Below are 17,257 nucleotides of genomic sequence, written 5' to 3'. Positions count from 1 at the left end.
TCTTCCGACAGCTTCGCGCCTCTACATCCCATCTCCCTGCGCTGTGCCCGCCGCATCTCCATTACCGTCCGAAGACGCGCTGCCAGAGGCTCCGCGGGCGGGCGGCGAAGCGGAAGGCGATGGGGAGGGTGATCCACACGTAGAGCGGCTCGCCGTCCACCTTCCCCGGCTCGAAGCGCATCCGCCCCGCCGCGCGGACCGCCTCCGCGTCCAGCGCCGCATCGCCCGCGTCCCCGTCGACGCCGACGTGGTCGGGCGTCCCGTCCGGGCCCACGCGCAGGCGCACCGTCACCACACGCTCGCTCCCGGCCAGGTGCGGGTTCGCGCGGCCGTGCTCCGCCGCGAAGCGCGACAATTCCCGCGTCACCTCGTCCGCGTTCGCCAGCCGCGGCGGCTCCTCGATCCGCGCGGTGGCGCGCTCGGCGCGGAGGCGGGCCAGCTCGCGGTCCTGCCGCTCCTTCCACTCCGCGGGGGGCGCGGGGAAGAGCGCGTCGTAATCGACGGCCAGGTAGCGCTCCAGGAACGCGCGGAACGACGGCGCCACCTCCATCACCAGGTCCGGCGCGTAGACGACGAAGACGGGCGCGGAGTGCGACGCCTCGCCCGTGAGCCGCACCGCGTACCCGTGCGACCACGCGAGATGGTTCGCGAACACGAAGTATTCCGTCGCGTCCGGCGCATCGGCGAACGTCGGCGCGTCCTCCGGGAGGCGGCAGAAGAGCGAGAGGGGGTAGAACGAGAGCATCATCTCGTTGTCCAGCCCGTTGCCGTCCTCCATGCCGTTCAGCGTGGTGAACCACTCGCGCAGCTCGCCCGGCATCGGCACGCCGTAGCGCGCCTCCCACGCGGCGATGTCGTCCGGCGACGCGGGCGCGCCGGCCACCACATCCTGGTCCGCCCAGAACTGGGCCACGCGCTGCAGAAGCTCTCTCACCAGACGCCGGGAATGAAGCGGAACCGCACGCGCCGCATGTACTCCGCGTACCCGGGCAGCTCCGCGGCCAGGACGCGCTCCTCGCGCAGGGCGCGCCACGCGATCATCGCGACGACCACCATCCCCCCCGCGACGCCGTACCGCGAGCCGAGCATCAGCGCCGTGCCGACGAGCAGGGGGATGGCCGCGGCGTACATCGGGTGGCGGACGCGGGCGTACGGGCCGGTGCTCACCACCGTCTGCTTCCGCTCGGTCTGGATGCGCACGGCGGGCGAGAGGAACGAGTTCTCGCGGTAGACGAGGAAGAAGAGCCAGAACGATCCGATCAGCATCGCCGCCCCGATCCCCTGCACCCAGACGGGAACGTGCGACCAGCGGAAGCGCACCGCGTCCAGCGCCATCAGCGCCAGCCAGGCGATGAACGCGACGTTGGCCAGGAGGATGAAGATCTTGTCCCAGCGCTTCTGGCCGGCGCTCCCGATGCCCGTGATGCGCTCGGCGAGGAGCGCCGGGTCGTGGCGCATGAGCCAGGCGCTGATGGCGACGGTGAACGCGGAGAAGAGCGCCAGGAAGAGCCACGCTTCGGGCCACGCCAGCGTCCCCGCGGAGCCGAACAGCACCATGCCGAACACCGCCAGCATCCCCACGATGCTGACGGCGAACCGGAGAACCGGGACCTCCGTCTTCCGCTCCACGCGATCTCTCCCGGATGTGGGTTCCGCGCGTAACACCTGGAAACTTCGCGGCCTGGCGCCCTCACCGGCGGCTGAAGCCGCAGCAACGACTACGGGAAGCCTCGCAAACTGCGCGAGGCTGATCCGCTCACTCCGCGGCATCGGCGCTCACGATCGATCTCCTTTCACCCCCACTCAGGATGACGTCGGTCGATGCGGCGAGGATGCACGAGCCGGAACTCCCGGATTCGGTGTTACGCCTCGGCGATGCGCACCCCTTCCAGCGTCCGCTCGCCCATCATGTACAGCGCGTCGAGCAGCTTCTGGCGGAAGGTGCCGGGGCCGGGCGCCTCGCGCGCGGCGATCTCGCCCGCCAGGCCGATGACGGCAAGGGCGGCGGCGGTGGCGAACACCGCGTCGTCGTGCACGGCCAGGAAGGCGCCCACCAGCGCCGTGGCCGAGCAGCCGAGCGCGGTCACGCGCGTCATCATGGGGTGCCCGTTGGCGATGGAGAGCGTGCGCTCGCCGTCGGTCACGTAGTCCACCGCGCCGGTAACGGCCACCACGCACCCCAGCCGCCGCGCGAGCGACCGCGCCGCCTCCACCGCGTCGTCCGAGGCGTGCGTGCTGTCCACGCCGCGCGTCCCCTCCACGCCGCCGGCGACCGCCAGGATCTCGGACGCGTTCCCGCGGATCACCGTCGGCCGCATCTCCGCCAGCTCGCGCGCGGTGTCGGTGCGGTAGCGCGTCGCCCCGGCGCCGACCGGATCGAGCACCCACGGCTTGCCGAGCGCGGCGGCGCGCCCCGCCGCCTTCCGCATCGCCTCCACCCACTGCGGCGAGAGGGTGCCGATGTTCACCACCAGCGCGCTGGAGATGCCCACGAACTCCTCCACCTCCTCCAGCGCGTGCACCATGGCGGGCGCGGCGCCGATGGCCAGGAGGGCGTTGGCGCTGACGTCCATCGCCACGTAGTTCGTGATGTTGTGCACCAGGGGCGAGCGCTCGCGCAGCTCCCGCAGCGCGCCCCACACTTCGGCCGGGTAGTCCATCTCACGTTCGGTTGAGGGTGATTCGATCCCGACGAAAGGACCGCGGAAACGGATCGAACGCAAGGGGATGGAGATGCCGTCGCGGCGGCCAGGCGACACTCCCGTGCGTGAGCCTCCACCCGCGCGCGCCCTCCCCCTCGCGCCCTCACAAACGAGCTTCCAGCGCGTGACCCCTCCGACCGCGCGCGTCCTCCGCCTCGCGCCCTCCCCCCGCGCCGGAGGGCGCGACCCCCTCCCGTTCCGGGAGGAGGTGGCAAGGCAGCATCAGCGCCAAACCCAGGCATGGCCGCACAAGAACATCGCAACTGCAGTGATGCCGGAAAGCTACCTCTCCCGGTACGGGAGAGGTGGACGGCCTGAGCCGGCCGGAGAGGGCGCGAGGCGGAGGACGCGCTCAGCAGCCCGGCACTCAGCACTCAGCACTCAGCACTCGCACTCCCGCACTCTCGCACTTTCGCACATCCGCACCCGCCGTTATCGTCCCGCCCCATGCCCGATGCAAGCATCCCCGCCGCGCCGATCGACGTGCGCGCGCTCCGCGAGCGCGAGTTTCCGCACCTGGACGGCCATCCCCCGTACCTGAACGCCGCCTCGGTCGCGCCGCTGCCGGAGCGCGCGCGAGCCGCCATCGACGCGCACAACGCCCGGCGCTCGGCCGTGCACCAGCTGCGCAGCGACGACTTCGAGCCCACGCTGCAGCGCGCCCGCGCCGCCGCCGCCCGGCTGGTGAACGCATCGCCCGACGAGATCGCGCTTCTTCCCAACACCAGCTACGGCATCAACCTGGCCGCGCAGTGCCTTCCGCTCGAGGAGGGGCGCCGCATCGTGGTCAGCAACCTGGAGTTCCCGGCCAACGTGTACCCGTGGGTGCAGGTGGCCAAGGAGGGCCGCGCCCGCGTGGACGTGGTCCCCACCGACGCGCTCGGTCGCCCGGACGAGGACCGCCTGCTCGCCGAGATCGCGCGCGGCGACGTGGGGATCTTCGGGCTCTCGGCCGTGCAGTTCGCCACGGGGTGGAACGCGGACCTGGAGAAGTTCGGCCGCGCCTGCCGCGAGCACGGCACCTGGTTCGTGGTCGATGCCATCCAGGCGCTCGGCTGCATCCCCGTGGACGTGCGCGCGGCGGAGATCGACGTGCTGGCGACCGCCGGGCACAAGTGGCTGTGCGGCCCTTTCGGCACCGGCTTCGCGTACGTGCGCGGCGAGCTGGTGGAGCGGATGGAGCCGCGCGTGGTGGGGTGGACGGCGCTGGAGTCCAGCGCGGACCTCACCGCGTGCGTGCGCTACCGCTGGGAGCTGGTGGAGCACGCGCGGCGCTTCGAGGTCGGCACGCAGGCGTGGCAGGACGTAGCCGGCTTCACCGGGTCGGTGAACCTGCTGCTGGAGACGGGGATCGAGCGCATTCGGGACCACGTCTTCGCGCTGATCGATCCGCTGGCGGCGTGGCTGGAAGCGCAGGAGGACGCGACGATCGTCAGCCCGATGGAGGCGGCGCGGCGCTCCGGCGTCTTCTGCTTCCGGCTGGGCGACACGGAGCGGGCGTACGCGGCGCTGCACCGGGCGCGCGCCGTCTGCTCGCTGCGCGAGGGGGCGATCCGCATCGCCCCGCACCTGTACAACACGGCCGGCGACATCGGCAGGGTGATGGAGATCCTGGAGCGGCGCGACGGATGGTGAGGGCGATCGAAGAGGAGCGCGCGGCCCGCGTGGCCGCGCTGGTCGAGGAGGTGCGCGCCGAGTTCGCGCCGGACCCGCGCCTGGGCGTGTTCGAGGTCACGGTGGAGGTGCGCGGCGACGCCGTCGCCCTGGTCGGCGCCACCTCCGAGCACGAGGCGGCGCAAGCGCTCTCCGCGCGGCTGGCCGACCTGCGCGGATGGAGCGCGGTGCAGGACGAGGTGCAGCGCCTCCCCGAGGCCGACCCCGACGAGATGGTGCACGCGCTCGTCACCTCGTCCGTCGCGCCGATGCTGCTGGAGTCGCGGGTGACCACCACGCAGGTGAGCCAGGTGGTGCTCGGCAGCCGCCTGATCGTCCTCCGCCGGCGCGGGCGCTGGCTGCAGTGCCGCTCGCCGGACGGCTACATCGGCTGGGTGCACGCCGGCTACATCGCGCTCCGCGACGAGGCGGCGGCGCGTGCCTGGGAGACAGGGGGAGATGGAGAGCCCGCCATCTCGCTGGGCGGCGAGGTGCTGGACCCGGCCGAGAACGGCGAGGTGATGATGCGCCTTCCCTGGGGCGCGCGGGTGATGCGCGAGGGCGCCGAGGTCGTGCGCCTTCCCGACGGGCGCTCGGGGCGCTTCACCGGCGAGCTGGTGGCCGCCGCCGTCCGCCCGCTCGCCTTCCCCGCCGACGGCGCGGCGGTGTGCGCCACCGCGTCGCGGTGGACGGGAACGCCGTACCTGTGGGGCGGCGTCACCTTCGGCGGGGTGGACTGCAGCGGCTTCGTGCAGACCGTGTGGAAACTGCACGGCCGCCTCATCCCCCGCGACAGCGACCAGCAGTCGCGCTTCGGCGAAGAGGTGGACCCCGGCGCGGAGTTCGAGAACCTGCAGCCGGGCGACCTCTGCTTCTTCGCCGAGGAGCCCGGCCGCGTGACGCACGTGGTGATGAGCACGGGAGGGTCGCGGATCATCCACGCCTCGCTCGGCAACGGCGGCGTGGCCCGCAACGACCTGCTCGGACGCCGCAGCTACGAGCGCGAGCTGCGGCGGCTGTTCCACAACGCGCGGCGGGTCGCCTAGAAGTGCGTGAGTGCGGAAGTGCGAAGAAGATGACTCCTGCCGGGCAGCTTTGACGATCGGGGCGTTGTAACGTCCCGCGGCGGCCGCGTGTCTCAAGACGTGCGGCCGGCGTCCTGCCCGGCACCATCGCCCCCGCGGCCTGAAGTCTCCCGGCCGCCCGAATCCATCCACAAGAACGCCGGCGATCCACGCTCCGCCCCGGCGGCGGGCGCGAGTGGGATTCGCGCGTTTCTGCCACAGCACCCGCGCGCCAATACCGGCGTGAGGAGGGTGCCGGAGAGCACCGCCCAACGTTCCGGCGCGGCTGCCTGTATTCTTCCCCGACAAGAATTGGCGTTTTGTTGCGGTCCCGGCGTGGCGGCGCCCCGGGGCCGGCGAGGTCTGGACCGCCGAGGGGCTCCCGGATCGCGGCGGCGGGCGAGGTCCGCGCGGGTGCGGACGAACCGGGAGCCGAAACGAGGACTGGAGACCCACATGAGCACACCCGTACTGCTGGACACGCCCGACCTGCAAGAGATGGAGGGACCGCTCGCCGCGGCGCTGTACGACCTGGGAGGCGCCGTGGTGAACGCGCTGCACCCCGACTTCGGCGCGGTGCGCGACGGCGCCGGGCAGGTGACGAACGGCACCGAGGTGCTGCAGGCGGCCATCGACTTCGCGGCCGCCGCGGGCGGGGGAAAGGTGGTGGTGCCCCCGTCGGTGTACCTGCTGGACGACTGGGTGTACGTGGCCAGCCAGGTGACCGTGGAGGGGATCCCCGGCAACCACCTGAAGGTGAACGGCTGCGCCTTCCGCAACGCCTCGTTCGAAACGGCCACCGACCCCGGCACCGACTGCGACATCGGCCTGGTGGGGCTGGCCATCGAGGACACGAGCCTGGACCCGGGGGCCGAGCCCCCCGACGCCCCCGGGCTCATCAGCCTGAAGCTCGTGGACCGCATGCGGGTGGAGCGCTGCCGCATCTGGCAGACCGGCACCAACCTCTACCTTTACGGCATCAAGATCTACAACACCGTCCGCGACAGCCACATCCTGCACAACCACCACGTCCTCTGCGGCGACTTCGTGTACATGCTGGGAGGCGAGAGCGACAACGTGGACATCCGCGGGAACACGGTGCGCGGCCGCCGCGACCTGAACGTCATTCCCAACGGCATCAGCCTGTGGTTCGGCGCCCGGCGCATCCGCGTGGTGGAGAACGACGTGCGCGAGATCGGCGACGAGGGGATCAGCGTGCAGGAGTGCAGCAACGTGCTGATCCAGGGGAACGTGGTGGGCGAGTGCGACTCGGCGTGCATCGACGTGCGCGGCGCCAACACCGGGGTAGACGTGCTGGGGAACAACTGCTTCGCCAGCAACGAGGGGCAGGGGATCATCCGCGTTTCCAGGCTCAGCACCGGCGGCGTGCCGGTGGGCGTGAACGTGGTGGGGAACGTGGTCGACGCCACCCCCGTGTCGCAGGCCGGCCCCGCGATCAAGGTGGACGGGGCCGAGGACGTGACGATCGAGGCCAACACGGTGTTCAGCACCTCGGACAGCGGCAGCGGGATCTCCGTGATGGGCGGCGCGCGCAACGTGTCGGTGTCGCACAACACGGTGCGCGCGGTGACCATCGGCATCGAGTTCCAGGGGTGCACCGCGTGCTCGTGCATCGACAACTACGTGTCGGGGTGCCAGCAGTCGGGGATCCGCACCAACAGCACCGCGCCGTCGCGCCTGCTGATCGCCGGCAACGTGAGCTCGTGCAACGGCCGCGGGGCCGCCTTCCGTGCCGGCATCGAGGTGCCGCTGGGCGACCGCGTGCGGCTGGTGGGGAACCAGTGCTTCGACGACACGGTTCCGCCCACGCAGGCGTTCTCCATCATCGTGGGGGCGGCCGTGACCAACGCGTGGATCCTGGACAACGACGTGTCGCAGGGCGGGCTGCAGCTGGCCCCCACCGCGGGCGCCGTGCTGGTGCGCGACAACCGGGGCTACAACACCAAGGCGTCGGACAGCGTGGCCGTGGCCGCCGGCACCACCACCAAGGTCGTCTCGCACGGGATGAACCGCGACGTCGACTCCATCCGCTTCATCTACGTGGTGCCGCGCAGCTCGCTCTTCGGCGCGGGGAGCTACTGGATCACGGACCCCACCCCGGGCGACGGCAAGTTCACCATCAACCTCGAGAACGCGCCCACGGCCGACGTGAGCTTCGTCTGGGGCATCTCTTCCGAGCGGAAGACGACCTGGTAGACGGAAGTGCGGGGAGTGCGTGAGTGCGTGAGTGCGTAAGTACGCAGTGATGGAGGATCGAGAACCGTCTCACGCCGAGGAAACGGAGAACTGCCGTCCCTCCTCCGTTACCTCCGCTCCCTCCGTGTGAGACCCTGCCGTTCGTCCGGTCGGCGAATGCATGGCCGAGTGGGTGAACGGGAATGCAAAACGGAAGAAGGGAGACGGCGCTGCCGTCTCCTTTCCTCCGTTTAGCTGTTACGCACTCACGCACTTCCGCACTTCCGCACTTCTATTCCAGTCCCCACCGAGCGCGGTAGCCGCGGGCGTCGATGTGGATGAACGGGCCGTGCGCACCGTTGCCGTTGTACACGCCCGCGCCGCCGGTCAGCTCCGGGTAGCGGCGCTCCACCCGCTCCACGGCGCGCAGCATCACCAGGATGTCGCGGGTGTCGCGGCGGCCGTCGCCGTTCAGGTCGTCGATCCACCCGTCGCCGTCGTTGTCCACCCACACGTCGCTGGCGTCGCCGTAGGTGTGGCGCGAGAACAGCGCGCGGCCGCCCTCGCCCACGCCCTCCAGGTTGTACGCCGGGGTGCGGAAGCCGCTCATCACCGCCATGCTCTCGGTGCGCACGCCCATGGCGTTCAGCTCCTGCATCACCAGCTCCAGCTTGTCGATCAGCCGCAGGTCAAGCGCCAGGTACTTGGGCCACACGGCGAACTGGTTCTTGGTGAGGAAGTTCCGCAGCCGGAAGTGCGTGCTGACCGGCATGTCCTGGTTGAACGGCGTCACCTCGATGAACCCCGGCGGCGGCGCGTACGCTCCGTCGCGGGTGCCGTTGCTCTCGGCCACGTAGCGCCCGATGCGGTAGCCGTTCAGGATGCCGTCGCGCTTCTCGCTGAAGGGCACGCGCGTCACCAGCGTCAGCTCGTCCACGCGCTGGGTGAGGCCGGGGCCGGTGAGCTGCAGCTTCCACTGCCCCTGCTCGGCCGGCGCGGTGAAGCCCGCGGCCACCCACCCGGCGCCCTGCAGCGAGCGCGGCTGCGTTCCGTTCACCGGCACCCACTCGTAGCGCAGGTCCGCCGGCGGCGCGCCGTTCCACTCGATGGGCAGGTCCACGCGGCGGTACGGATCGGTGAACATCACCCGCAGCTGGCCGCTGCGCCCGAACGCCAGGTCCGCGAGCCGGAAGGCGCTCTCGCCCTTCAGCCGGTACAGCCGGTGCGGGCTGGCGGGAGCCCGCGAGCTCCAGGTGACCGGGGGAAGCGAGTGCATGGGCAGGGCGAAACCCAGGGCGGTTCCGGCCAGGACGCACGCGGCGAGCGGTCCGGCGAAGGCGCGTCGGCGACGGGGCATGGCAACTCCTTGCTGCTGATCCTGCGGGGTTCTCGAAGTCTTGCGTCCCGGGCCGAGGGGCCCGGAGCCACTGCGAACGGGCGGACGCCGGTGGGGGAGGTCGGCGTCCGGCAAAGGTCACCCGCGGGCCGTCGCGGCCGGTCGCGCTCGTGTGTGGGGACGCACGTGCGCAATGGGACGCGTGCGCGCTCCGCCGGGGCGGTGGCGCGCGGGCTTGCGTGGCATGTCAACGGGAAGGAGCGGACCGGGATGGCGGAACCTTCCGGGCGCTCCGTAGAATGTCGACAGGTCGTTGCGGGTTCGGGCTCAACCTATGCCCATGCTTCCCGCCTGTCAATTGGAATCACGTTAGGACTCGTCCACGGAAGGTGCCCCGGTGACCGATCTTGCGGCGGGGGAACGCCCCCGCGTCTGCTTCGTCATCCTCGACGGATGGGGGCTGCGCGAGCCCGCGTGGGACAACGCCGTGGCCCAGGCAAACGCGCCCACCTGGCGGCATCTGTGGGAAGAGGGGGATTATCCGCGGGCGCGATTGACCACGCACGGGCCCGCGGTGGGGCTTCCCGCGGGGCAGATGGGGAACAGCGAGGTCGGCCACCTGAACCTGGGCGCCGGCCGCGTGGTGATGCAGAGCCTGCAGCGCATCTCGCGCGCCATCGAGACCGGCGAGTTCCGCCGCAACGACGCCTTCCTGCGCCTGATCCGCAGCGTGAAGGAGCGCGGGGCCACGCTGCACCTGATGGGGCTGGTGGGCCCCGGCGGCGTGCACGCGGTGGACGAGCACCTGCTGGCCCTCTGCGAGCTGGCGCAGCAGGAGGCCGCGCCCGCCATCCGCATCCACCTCTTCCTGGACGGGCGCGACACCCCGCCCTCCAGCGCGCGCGAGTTCCTCACCGAGCTCTCCGGCCGCGCGGGGATCGGGGAGAAGTGCCGCATCGCCACGCTGATGGGGCGCTACTGGGCGATGGACCGCGACCACCGCTGGGACCGCACCCAGCAAGCCTACCGCGCGATGGTGTACGGCGAGGGGATCGCCATCACCGACCCCGTGCAGGCCGTGGCCGCCGCGTACCAGGCGGGCGAGACCGACGAGTTCGTGAAGCCGCGCGTGGTCGTCGACGCCGACGGCAGGCCCATCGGCCCGGTGCGGAGCGGCGACGGCGTCATCTTCTTCAACTTCCGCGCGGACCGGGCGCGGCAGATGACGCGCGCGCTGGCCGACCGGGCGTTCGACGGTTTCGACCGCGGGGCGGAGCGGCCCGAGGTGGAGGTCGTCACCATGACGCAGTACGACGAGGCGTTTCCCCTCTCCGCCGCCTTCCCGCCGCAGCCGATGGACGACATCCTGGCCGAGGTGCTGGCGGCGCACGGGCTGAAGAGCTTCCGCACCGCCGAGACGGAGAAGTACCCGCACGTCACCTTCTTCTTCAACGGCGGGGTCGAGGAAGCGCCGGAGGGGGAATCGCGCCGCCTGGTCTCCTCGCCGAAGGTGGCCACGTACGACCTGCAGCCGGAGATGAGCGCCGCCGACGTCACCGCGGGCCTCGTCGAGGCGATCCGGTCGATGGAGTACGACGTGCTGGTCTGCAACTACGCCAACCCCGACATGGTGGGCCACACCGGCTCGCTCGAGGCGGCGAAGAAGGCGGTCGAGGCGGTGGATGCCGGGCTGGCGCAGGTCGTGGCCGCCTGCCGCGAGACGGGGACCACGCTCATCGTCTCCGCCGACCACGGCAACTGCGAGCAGATGTGGGACCCGGAGACCAACGGCCCCCACACCGCGCACACGCTGAACCCCGTGGGCATCATCCTCCTGGAGCCGGAAGATCGCAGGACGGCGACGGGATTGGCGGACGGCGCCCTCTGCGACGTCGCCCCGACCATGCTGGGCCTGATCGGCGTCCCCCAGCCCGAGGCGATGACCGGGCGCGACCTGCGCGTGCTGGCCCCCGCGACCAGCGCGGAATCGCGGCGGCGCGCGGCCGCGGTGGGCGGGTGAGGCGAGCGCTTCCGGCGCTGCTGGCGCTCTGCGCGCTGCTGGCGGGGTGCCACGACCCGTTCGGGCTGTCGCGGCGCACCATCGTGGGAGACTACCAGCTGGAGAAGGAAGAGGACCTCTACTACCTGCAGGCCGCGGGCAGGGACGAGCCCGACGCCTACACCGGGCGGGCGGTGGACCGGATCGGGTGGGGCGAGCGCTACATCGTGGCCCACCGCACCCCCGCGTACGGCGGGCACGGCGACGAGTGGGTGATCGTGGACACCAAAGAGGGGATCCACGCCGGCCCGTTCTCCGCCTACATGCTGACGATGCACCCCGAGGCCAACGGGATCGCGGCGCTCCCGGCGGAGCAGAGGTGGAACGAGCTTCCTGTGCGCCCCGCCAGCAAGGTCCGCCTGGCCCTGGTCGCCGTGCTTGTGCTCGGCTCCGCCGCGGCCGCGTGGCAGGCCGCCAGGATGCGCCGCGAGCGGCGGCGGGCGGAGGCGCTCCGGCGGCTCGCGTCGGGCGAGCTGCGGCCGCGCCGGTAGACCCTCGGGACCATCGCCCCGGCGACTTGTCGTCCCTCTGCTCGAATTCGACCTCGGACGGCGGCCGAGCGGCGGCCGATCCCGATCCACATCCCGATCTCCATCTTCCATCGCCTCCCCTGTCCCGCGCCGTTCTTGCCGCATCAGGGAACAAAGCGTAGCTTCCGCCCGCTATAACGGTCCCGCGACGAATCCCGTCCCGGGACCGTTGGCCTTGCGGCGGGGGCCGTTCGCTTCCCCGCCGCTCACGCATCTTGCAGCCTTCACACGCATGACTCGACTTTCGCGGACCGCCCTTGCCGCGCTGGCCGTGCTGGCGCTTGCCGCCCGCCCCGCCGCTGCGCAGACCATCCCGTCGCACATCCGCTACATCGACCCGTCGCAGGGGCTGGAGCCTTTCGTGGGCTACGTGTTCACCGACCCCAACCTGACGCTCACCGACAGCACCTCGGTGGACATCGGGCCGCGCTCGGCGCCCATCTTCGGGCTGCGCTACACGCTGCGGGTGAGCGGGCCGCTGTCGCTGCGCGCGTCGGCGGGGTACATCGCCAGCAAGCGCGAGGTCTTCTTCGCCGAGAACGCCAGCGCCGACAGCACGCAGATCCGCCCCATCGACACGGGGCGGCGGGTGAGCACGGGGATCCTGCTGGTGGAGACCGGCTTCCTGTTCCACCTGACGGGGCCGCGCGCGGTGCACAACCTGGCGCCGTTCATCGGCGTGAACGCGGGGTACGCGCGCGCCATCAGCGGCAAGGACCCGCAGGAAAGCGACATCCCCGCGCAGGAGCGCTATGAGTTCGGCCCATCGTTTGCTCTCGGAGTGAGCGGGGGAACGGACCTGTTCCTCACGCGCCGCGTGGCGCTGCGCCTGGAGCTCGACGGCCGGCTCTGGCACGAGTCGGCGCCCGCGGGGTTCCGCTCCGTCTCGCAGAGCAAGATCGACGAGTGGAACAACGCCTCCTCGGCGCAGATCGGGGCGGTGGTGCACTTCTGAACCCCGACAGGGACGGAGCTCGATGCTGGGCGACTTCGGAACGTACGACTTCTCCACCATGACCGACGACGAGATCTACGACCTCGTCGTGCAGCACCTGGGCGAGTACCCCGAGCTGGACATGGGGTGGATCGACGTGACGGTGCGCAACGGCCACGTGACGCTTTCCGGCCGCGTGTCGAGCGACGGCGAGGCGCAGGTGGCCGAAAAGGGCGTGGTGGACGTGCTGGGGCTGGACGAGCAGAGCTTCACCAACGACCTGGTGGTCGACGAGCTGCACCGCGGCGAGATGCCCGAGGCGGCCGACGACGCGGTGGCGCAGGACCTGGACACCGACGACCAGCTGGGCTCCCCGGCGTGGGACCAGTCCGACACCGCGCAGCACCTGGTGGAGGACCTGGACGCGCAGGCCTACGGCACCCACGACGCGAGCCAGGCCATCGAGGAGGGCGCCACCTACGAGCCGCCCGACCACCCGGTGGCGGACGGATACGGGAATCGGGAAGCGCACTGAGGGGACGTACGAAAGTACGGGGAGTACGAGAGTACGGAACCGAAGTGCGTGAGTGCGTGAGTGCGGAAGTGCGTGATATGAGTGCGTTCTGCTTCCGCGTGAGAACGGGCCCCGGCGAGTTGCGCCGGGGCCCGTCTCGTTCGGGGTGATGGAGATCCGTCCGCGGGCTCGCGCCCTGTCCCCTGTCCCCTCAGCTCATCCCGCCAGCGTCGTCGGGGCTGGTGCGGTCGCCGCCGGATTGGGTGACCACGTCGCCGTGGGGCTCCTCGTTGGGCTCGTCGGCGCGGACGGTGAGGTTGTTGACCACGCCGCGGACGCCGTCGGCCTCCCACGCGTCGTCCCAGGCGTAGCGCGCCTTCAGGAAGTCGTCCACCTCGCCGGTCAGCGTGACCACGCCGTCCTCCACCTGCACCTCGATGCGGCCGGGCTCCAGCCACGCGTCGGCGTGCATGCGGTCGTACACGGCCTCGCGGATTTCGTCGTCGCTCAGGTCGTCGTCGCCGTACTCGTGCTGGTGCGCCTCCCAGTCGCGCGGGTGCCGCTCCTGCCGGTACTCGGGGTGGCGGCGATACGCCTCCTCGGGCATGAACGGCTCGCGCGCGAACCCCGCGTCGTATCCCCGCCCCTGCGACGGACGCCCGCCGCCGTAGTACTCGCCACGCACCGGGCCGCCGGGATAGCCCCCGTACTCCTCGTATGCGCCGCCGTACTCGCCGCGTCCGCCGCCCCACGCCTCGCCCGCGCCGCGGTCCATCCCCGCGCGGTACGTCCATCCGCCCGGCGTTCCGCCGCCGCTCATCCCGCCGCTATACGAGCGGTTTCCGCTGCCAGCCCCGAAGCCGCCGGAGCGGTTTCCGCTTCCCATCCCGAAACCGCCCGAGCGGCCGCCGCTGCCGAGCCCGGTCCCAGCCGAACGGTTGCCGCTGCCGAAGCCGTGACCGCTCGCGCGGTAGCCGCCCTCGCCGCCGCCCCAGCCGCGGCCGGACGGCGCGCCGCCGCTGCCGTAGGTTCCGCCGCCGAAGTTGCCGCCGCCGTGCATCGGGCGCCCCTGGCCGCTTCCGGCGCCGTACTCGCGGCCCCAGTCGCCGCCGCCGTATGCGCCGTAGCCGGGGCGGCCGCCCTGCGGCATCCCGCCGGGGCCGCGGAAGCCGCGATCGTAGGGTCCGCCCTGGCGCCCGCGCCACCCGCCCCGCGGCCCGCCGAAACCGTCGTCGTAGCCCGCCATCGCTCGTCTCCTTGCTCCTGATTGCGCCGTTCGCACTCGCCCACCCCGGCGCGCAAGAGGCGTTCCCGGTCCGTTCCGATGCGCGGAAGGGGAAGGGCGAATAAATTCGCTGCAACAAAAGCACGAAGTCGCTTCGCGACTGCCGCCCGGTCATTCGCGCGGGCGGCTGCCTGAATCGCGACCAGCCGCGGCTGCATCGGCGTTCGAACAACCGCGCGAATGCAATCCAGCAGTCCGCGAAGGCGGACTTCGGGCCGTTGTTGCCGCGAATTCATTCGCCGGGGGAAGCCGGGCTGCGCACAAACGCACCCCTCGCACTGGAGCCATTCTGCCGCCCTCTGCCGATCCCGTCTTCCAACCCCTCGGCGCCATCCTGGCCGGGGGGGCGAGCCGGCGCTTCGGCTCGTCCAAGGCGCTGGCGGAGGTGGGCGGGCGACGGATCGTGGAGCGGGTGCGGGACGCGCTGGCGGAGGCGGTGCGCGACGTGGTGCTGGTCGCGAACGAACCGGCGCTCTTCGCGGACCTCCATCTCCCCACGCGCGGCGACCGGACGCCGGGGCTCGGCGCGATCGGCGGCATCGAAACGGCGCTGCGCTGGGCGATGGAGATGGGGCGGCCGGGCGCGCTCTGCGTCGCGTGCGACATGCCGTTCGTCTCCCCCGCCCTGCTGCGCGAGATCGCCACGCGCGCCGGGTCTGGCGATGCGGACGCGGTGGTGCCGGAGAGCGGCGGGCGGCGCGGATTCGAGCCGCTGTGCGCGTGGTACTCCGCCGCCTGCCTCCCCGCCGTCGAGCGGGCGCTGGCGTCCGGCGACCGGTCGCTGGCGGCGCTGGTGGACGCGGTGCGCGCGGAGCGCATCCCCCTGGCCGACGTGCGGCGGTTCGGCGAGCCGGACGTCATCTTCCTGAACGTGAACACGCCCGACGACCACCGTCGCGCCCTCCGGATCGCCGAGAATGCCTGAGATCCCGCCCGCCGTCTGCATCGTGGGGAAGAAGAACAGCGGGAAGACCACGCTGGCGGTGGCGCTCGCGGCCGAGCTGCGGCGGCGCGGGCGGCGCATCGCCACCATCAAGCACGGCCATCACGCCTTCGAGACCGATCAGCCCGGCCGCGACAGCTGGCGCCACTTCAACGAGGGCCAGGCGGAGGCCACGATCATGGCCGGCACCGGCAAGATCGCGCTGGTGATGCGCACCGGCGACGAGCCGGATCCGGAACGGCTGATCTCCGAGTTCTACGCGGGCCGCGGCTACGACCTGGTGCTGATCGAGGGATGGAAGCACGGCGCGCTGCCGAAGATCGAGATCTTCCGCCGCGCCGTGCACGACCGTCCCGTCCAGGACGCGGGAGATGCGCACGCCGCCGCGCGCTTCGTCGCCATCGTGACCGACGACGCGGAACTGCGCGCCGGCTGCCCCGTGATCGCGCTCGGCGCGGACGGTGCGCACGTCGCCCGCGTCGCCGACCTCATCGAGGCGCGGTTCCTCGGCGGAGGCCGCGATGCCGGCTGACCGCGCGGACTGGCTCTCCCCCGCCGACGCGCTGCGGCGGATCGTCGATGGCGTGCGGCCAATCGGCATCGAGGCGCGCCCGCTGCTGGACGCGCTGGGCCACATCCTCGCGGAGGAGGTCGCATCTCCCGTCGAATTGCCGCCGTGGGACAACTCCGCGATGGACGGGTTCGCGGTGCGCGCAGCCGACGTCCGCGGCGCCACGCGCGATCGCCCCGCCGTCCTCCGCGTGGTCGACGACATCGCCGCGGGCGGCTTTCCGGCGCGCGCGCTCGCGGATGGCGAGGCGGCGCGGATCATGACCGGAGCGCCCGTCCCCGCCGGCGCGGACGGCGTGGTGCGCGTGGAGCACACGGACGGGGGGGTGGGGATCGGGTCGGCGGACGCGCGCGTCGCCATCTTCTCCGACGCGGACGCGGGAAAGAACGTGCGCCCGCGCGGCGAGGACGTCCGCGCCGGGCAGACGGTGCTCGCGGCGGGGACGACCCTGCGCGCGCCGCACCTGGCCGTGGCCGCGGCGGTGGGGCGGGCGCGGCTGCGGGTGCATCGCCGCCCCGTCGTCGCCGTCGTCACCTCGGGCGACGAGCTGGTGGACCTGGACCGCTTCGACGAGGTGCGCGCCGGGCGCAAGATCGTCTCCAGCAACAGCTACGCGCTGGCCGCGCAGCTCGCGGAGAGCGGGATCGAGGCGCGCGTCCCCGGCATCGCGCGCGACACGCACGACAGCCTGCGCGAGATGGTGGAGGCCGCGCGCGGGTGCGACGCGCTGGTCACCAGCGCGGGGATCAGCGTGGGCGAGCACGACCACGTCCGCGCGGTGATGCGCGAGATGGACACGCGCGTGGAGTTCTGGCGCGTGCGCATCAAGCCGGGCTCGGCGCTGGCGTTCGGGCACGTGGGCGCGCTGGGCGGCATCCCGTGGTTCGGCCTCCCCGGCAACCCCGTGTCGACGATGGTGACGTTCGAGCTGTTCGTGCGCCCCGCGCTGCTGCGGATGTGCGGCCGCACCCGCATCTACCAACGGGTCGTCCGCGCCGTCGCCCGCGACCCCATCAGCGCGCGCGGCGAGCTCCTCCAGATCCCCCGATTGAAGATCGAGATGGAGGATGGCACCGCGTACGTGCGGCTGACGGGCGCGCAGGGCTCCGGCATCGGCACCTCGATGGCCACCGCGGACGCGCTGGGGATCATCCCCGCCGGCTCCGAGCTGCGGCCGGGGGATGCGGTGCGCGCGGTGGTTCTGGGCGGCGAGCCGCTGGCGGAGGTGGCGTACTTCGGGGAGTGACCATCCCCGGCGGACTCGAATTCGCATGGAGATCATCGCGGGGCGGCACGGCGGGGGCGCTGCGCGCCGGGAGCCCTCATAGCGAGGAGAGGCGACGGCTCGGGAAGGATGGATCCTGCCCGCCCGGCTGGCCCCCTCCCCCGGCCCCTCCGCCCGCTCCGCGGGGGAGGGGAGAACTCAGCGCGGGGAATTCTCCGGCGGCGAGACCTCGCCACGAGGGTGAG

General features: G+C 72.1%; 15 protein-coding genes. 10 read left to right on the top strand and 5 right to left on the bottom strand.

The annotated features are described in order from the left end of the window. Window positions 1–61: 61 nt before the first annotated feature. From VLK66_RS13720 to thiM, 3 genes are all read right to left on the bottom strand, one after another. Window positions 62–934: a TonB family protein gene (locus VLK66_RS13720; protein ID WP_325309997.1), complete on the bottom strand. Its 873-nt coding sequence runs from the start codon at window positions 932–934 to the stop codon at window positions 62–64. Beyond that, window positions 931–1,629 (bottom strand): isoprenylcysteine carboxylmethyltransferase family protein, encoded by a 699-nt coding sequence (locus tag VLK66_RS13715; RefSeq protein WP_325309996.1) that lies wholly within the window; start codon window positions 1,627–1,629, stop codon window positions 931–933. Before VLK66_RS13715 ends, VLK66_RS13720 begins: the two co-directional genes overlap by 4 nt. Before the next feature lie 233 nt (window positions 1,630–1,862). Next, window positions 1,863–2,660, bottom strand: a complete 798-nt coding sequence (gene thiM, locus VLK66_RS13710) for a hydroxyethylthiazole kinase (RefSeq protein WP_325309995.1) — start codon at window positions 2,658–2,660, stop codon at window positions 1,863–1,865. A gap of 489 nt (window positions 2,661–3,149) precedes the next feature. On the opposite strand from thiM, the gene VLK66_RS13705 reads away from it, so the two are divergent. From VLK66_RS13705 to VLK66_RS13695, 3 genes are all read left to right on the top strand, one after another. Then, window positions 3,150–4,337, top strand: a complete 1,188-nt coding sequence (locus VLK66_RS13705; RefSeq protein ID WP_325309994.1) for an aminotransferase class V-fold PLP-dependent enzyme — start codon at window positions 3,150–3,152, stop codon at window positions 4,335–4,337. Next, window positions 4,331–5,401, top strand: a complete 1,071-nt coding sequence (locus tag VLK66_RS13700; protein WP_325309993.1) for a C40 family peptidase — start codon at window positions 4,331–4,333, stop codon at window positions 5,399–5,401. Before VLK66_RS13705 ends, VLK66_RS13700 begins: the two co-directional genes overlap by 7 nt. Before the next feature lie 474 nt (window positions 5,402–5,875). Further along, the gene (locus VLK66_RS13695) at window positions 5,876–7,636 is read left to right on the top strand and encodes a right-handed parallel beta-helix repeat-containing protein (protein ID WP_325309992.1); all 1,761 of its coding nucleotides are present in this window, start codon (window positions 5,876–5,878) and stop codon (window positions 7,634–7,636) included. 271 nt (window positions 7,637–7,907) lie between these two features. On the opposite strand, the gene VLK66_RS13690 is transcribed toward VLK66_RS13695, so the two are convergent. Next, window positions 7,908–8,972 carry a hypothetical protein gene (locus tag VLK66_RS13690; protein WP_325309991.1) on the bottom strand — a complete coding sequence of 355 codons (1,065 nt, stop codon included), beginning with the start codon at window positions 8,970–8,972 and terminating at the stop codon, window positions 7,908–7,910. A 376-nt stretch (window positions 8,973–9,348) separates the two neighbouring features. On the opposite strand from VLK66_RS13690, the gene gpmI reads away from it, so the two are divergent. The 4 genes from gpmI (at window position 9,349) to VLK66_RS13670 (ending at window position 13,009) form a co-directional block, all read left to right on the top strand. Further along, entirely contained in the window at window positions 9,349–10,971 is a 1,623-nt protein-coding gene (gpmI, locus tag VLK66_RS13685) for a 2,3-bisphosphoglycerate-independent phosphoglycerate mutase (protein ID WP_325309990.1), read from the top strand. Further along, window positions 10,968–11,501, top strand: a complete 534-nt coding sequence (locus tag VLK66_RS13680; RefSeq protein WP_325309989.1) for a hypothetical protein — start codon at window positions 10,968–10,970, stop codon at window positions 11,499–11,501. The genes gpmI and VLK66_RS13680 overlap by 4 nt, the downstream gene beginning before the upstream one ends. A 271-nt stretch (window positions 11,502–11,772) precedes the next feature. Then, window positions 11,773–12,495: a hypothetical protein gene (locus VLK66_RS13675; protein WP_325309988.1), complete on the top strand. Its 723-nt coding sequence runs from the start codon at window positions 11,773–11,775 to the stop codon at window positions 12,493–12,495. A gap of 22 nt (window positions 12,496–12,517) precedes the next feature. After that, window positions 12,518–13,009 (top strand): BON domain-containing protein, encoded by a 492-nt coding sequence (locus tag VLK66_RS13670; protein WP_325309987.1) that lies wholly within the window; start codon window positions 12,518–12,520, stop codon window positions 13,007–13,009. Between the two features lie 190 nt (window positions 13,010–13,199). Here VLK66_RS13670 and VLK66_RS13665 read toward each other — a convergent pair whose 3' ends face one another. Beyond that, the gene (locus tag VLK66_RS13665; RefSeq protein ID WP_325309986.1) at window positions 13,200–14,234 is read right to left on the bottom strand and encodes a BON domain-containing protein; all 1,035 of its coding nucleotides are present in this window, start codon (window positions 14,232–14,234) and stop codon (window positions 13,200–13,202) included. On the opposite strand from VLK66_RS13665, the gene mobA reads away from it, so the two are divergent. The 3 genes from mobA to glp are packed head-to-tail and all read left to right on the top strand — an operon-like array spanning window position 14,233 to window position 17,033. Further along, window positions 14,233–15,198 carry a molybdenum cofactor guanylyltransferase gene (mobA, locus tag VLK66_RS13660; protein ID WP_325310080.1) on the top strand — a complete coding sequence of 322 codons (966 nt, stop codon included), beginning with the start codon at window positions 14,233–14,235 and terminating at the stop codon, window positions 15,196–15,198. The genes VLK66_RS13665 and mobA overlap by 2 nt on opposite strands. Next, window positions 15,191–15,748 carry a molybdopterin-guanine dinucleotide biosynthesis protein B gene (gene mobB / locus VLK66_RS13655; RefSeq protein WP_325309985.1) on the top strand — a complete coding sequence of 186 codons (558 nt, stop codon included), beginning with the start codon at window positions 15,191–15,193 and terminating at the stop codon, window positions 15,746–15,748. Before mobA ends, mobB begins: the two co-directional genes overlap by 8 nt. Continuing rightward, entirely contained in the window at window positions 15,738–17,033 is a 1,296-nt protein-coding gene (gene glp / locus VLK66_RS13650) for a gephyrin-like molybdotransferase Glp (RefSeq protein ID WP_325309984.1), read from the top strand. The genes mobB and glp overlap by 11 nt, the downstream gene beginning before the upstream one ends. Window positions 17,034–17,257: the final 224 nt, after the last annotated feature.

It is taken from the genome of Longimicrobium sp. (genome assembly GCF_035474595.1).
GTDB lineage: Bacteria > Gemmatimonadota > Gemmatimonadetes > Longimicrobiales > Longimicrobiaceae > Longimicrobium.
Note: the sequence above shows the minus strand (reverse complement) of the source record. Positions and strands in the feature narration are given on the sequence as shown.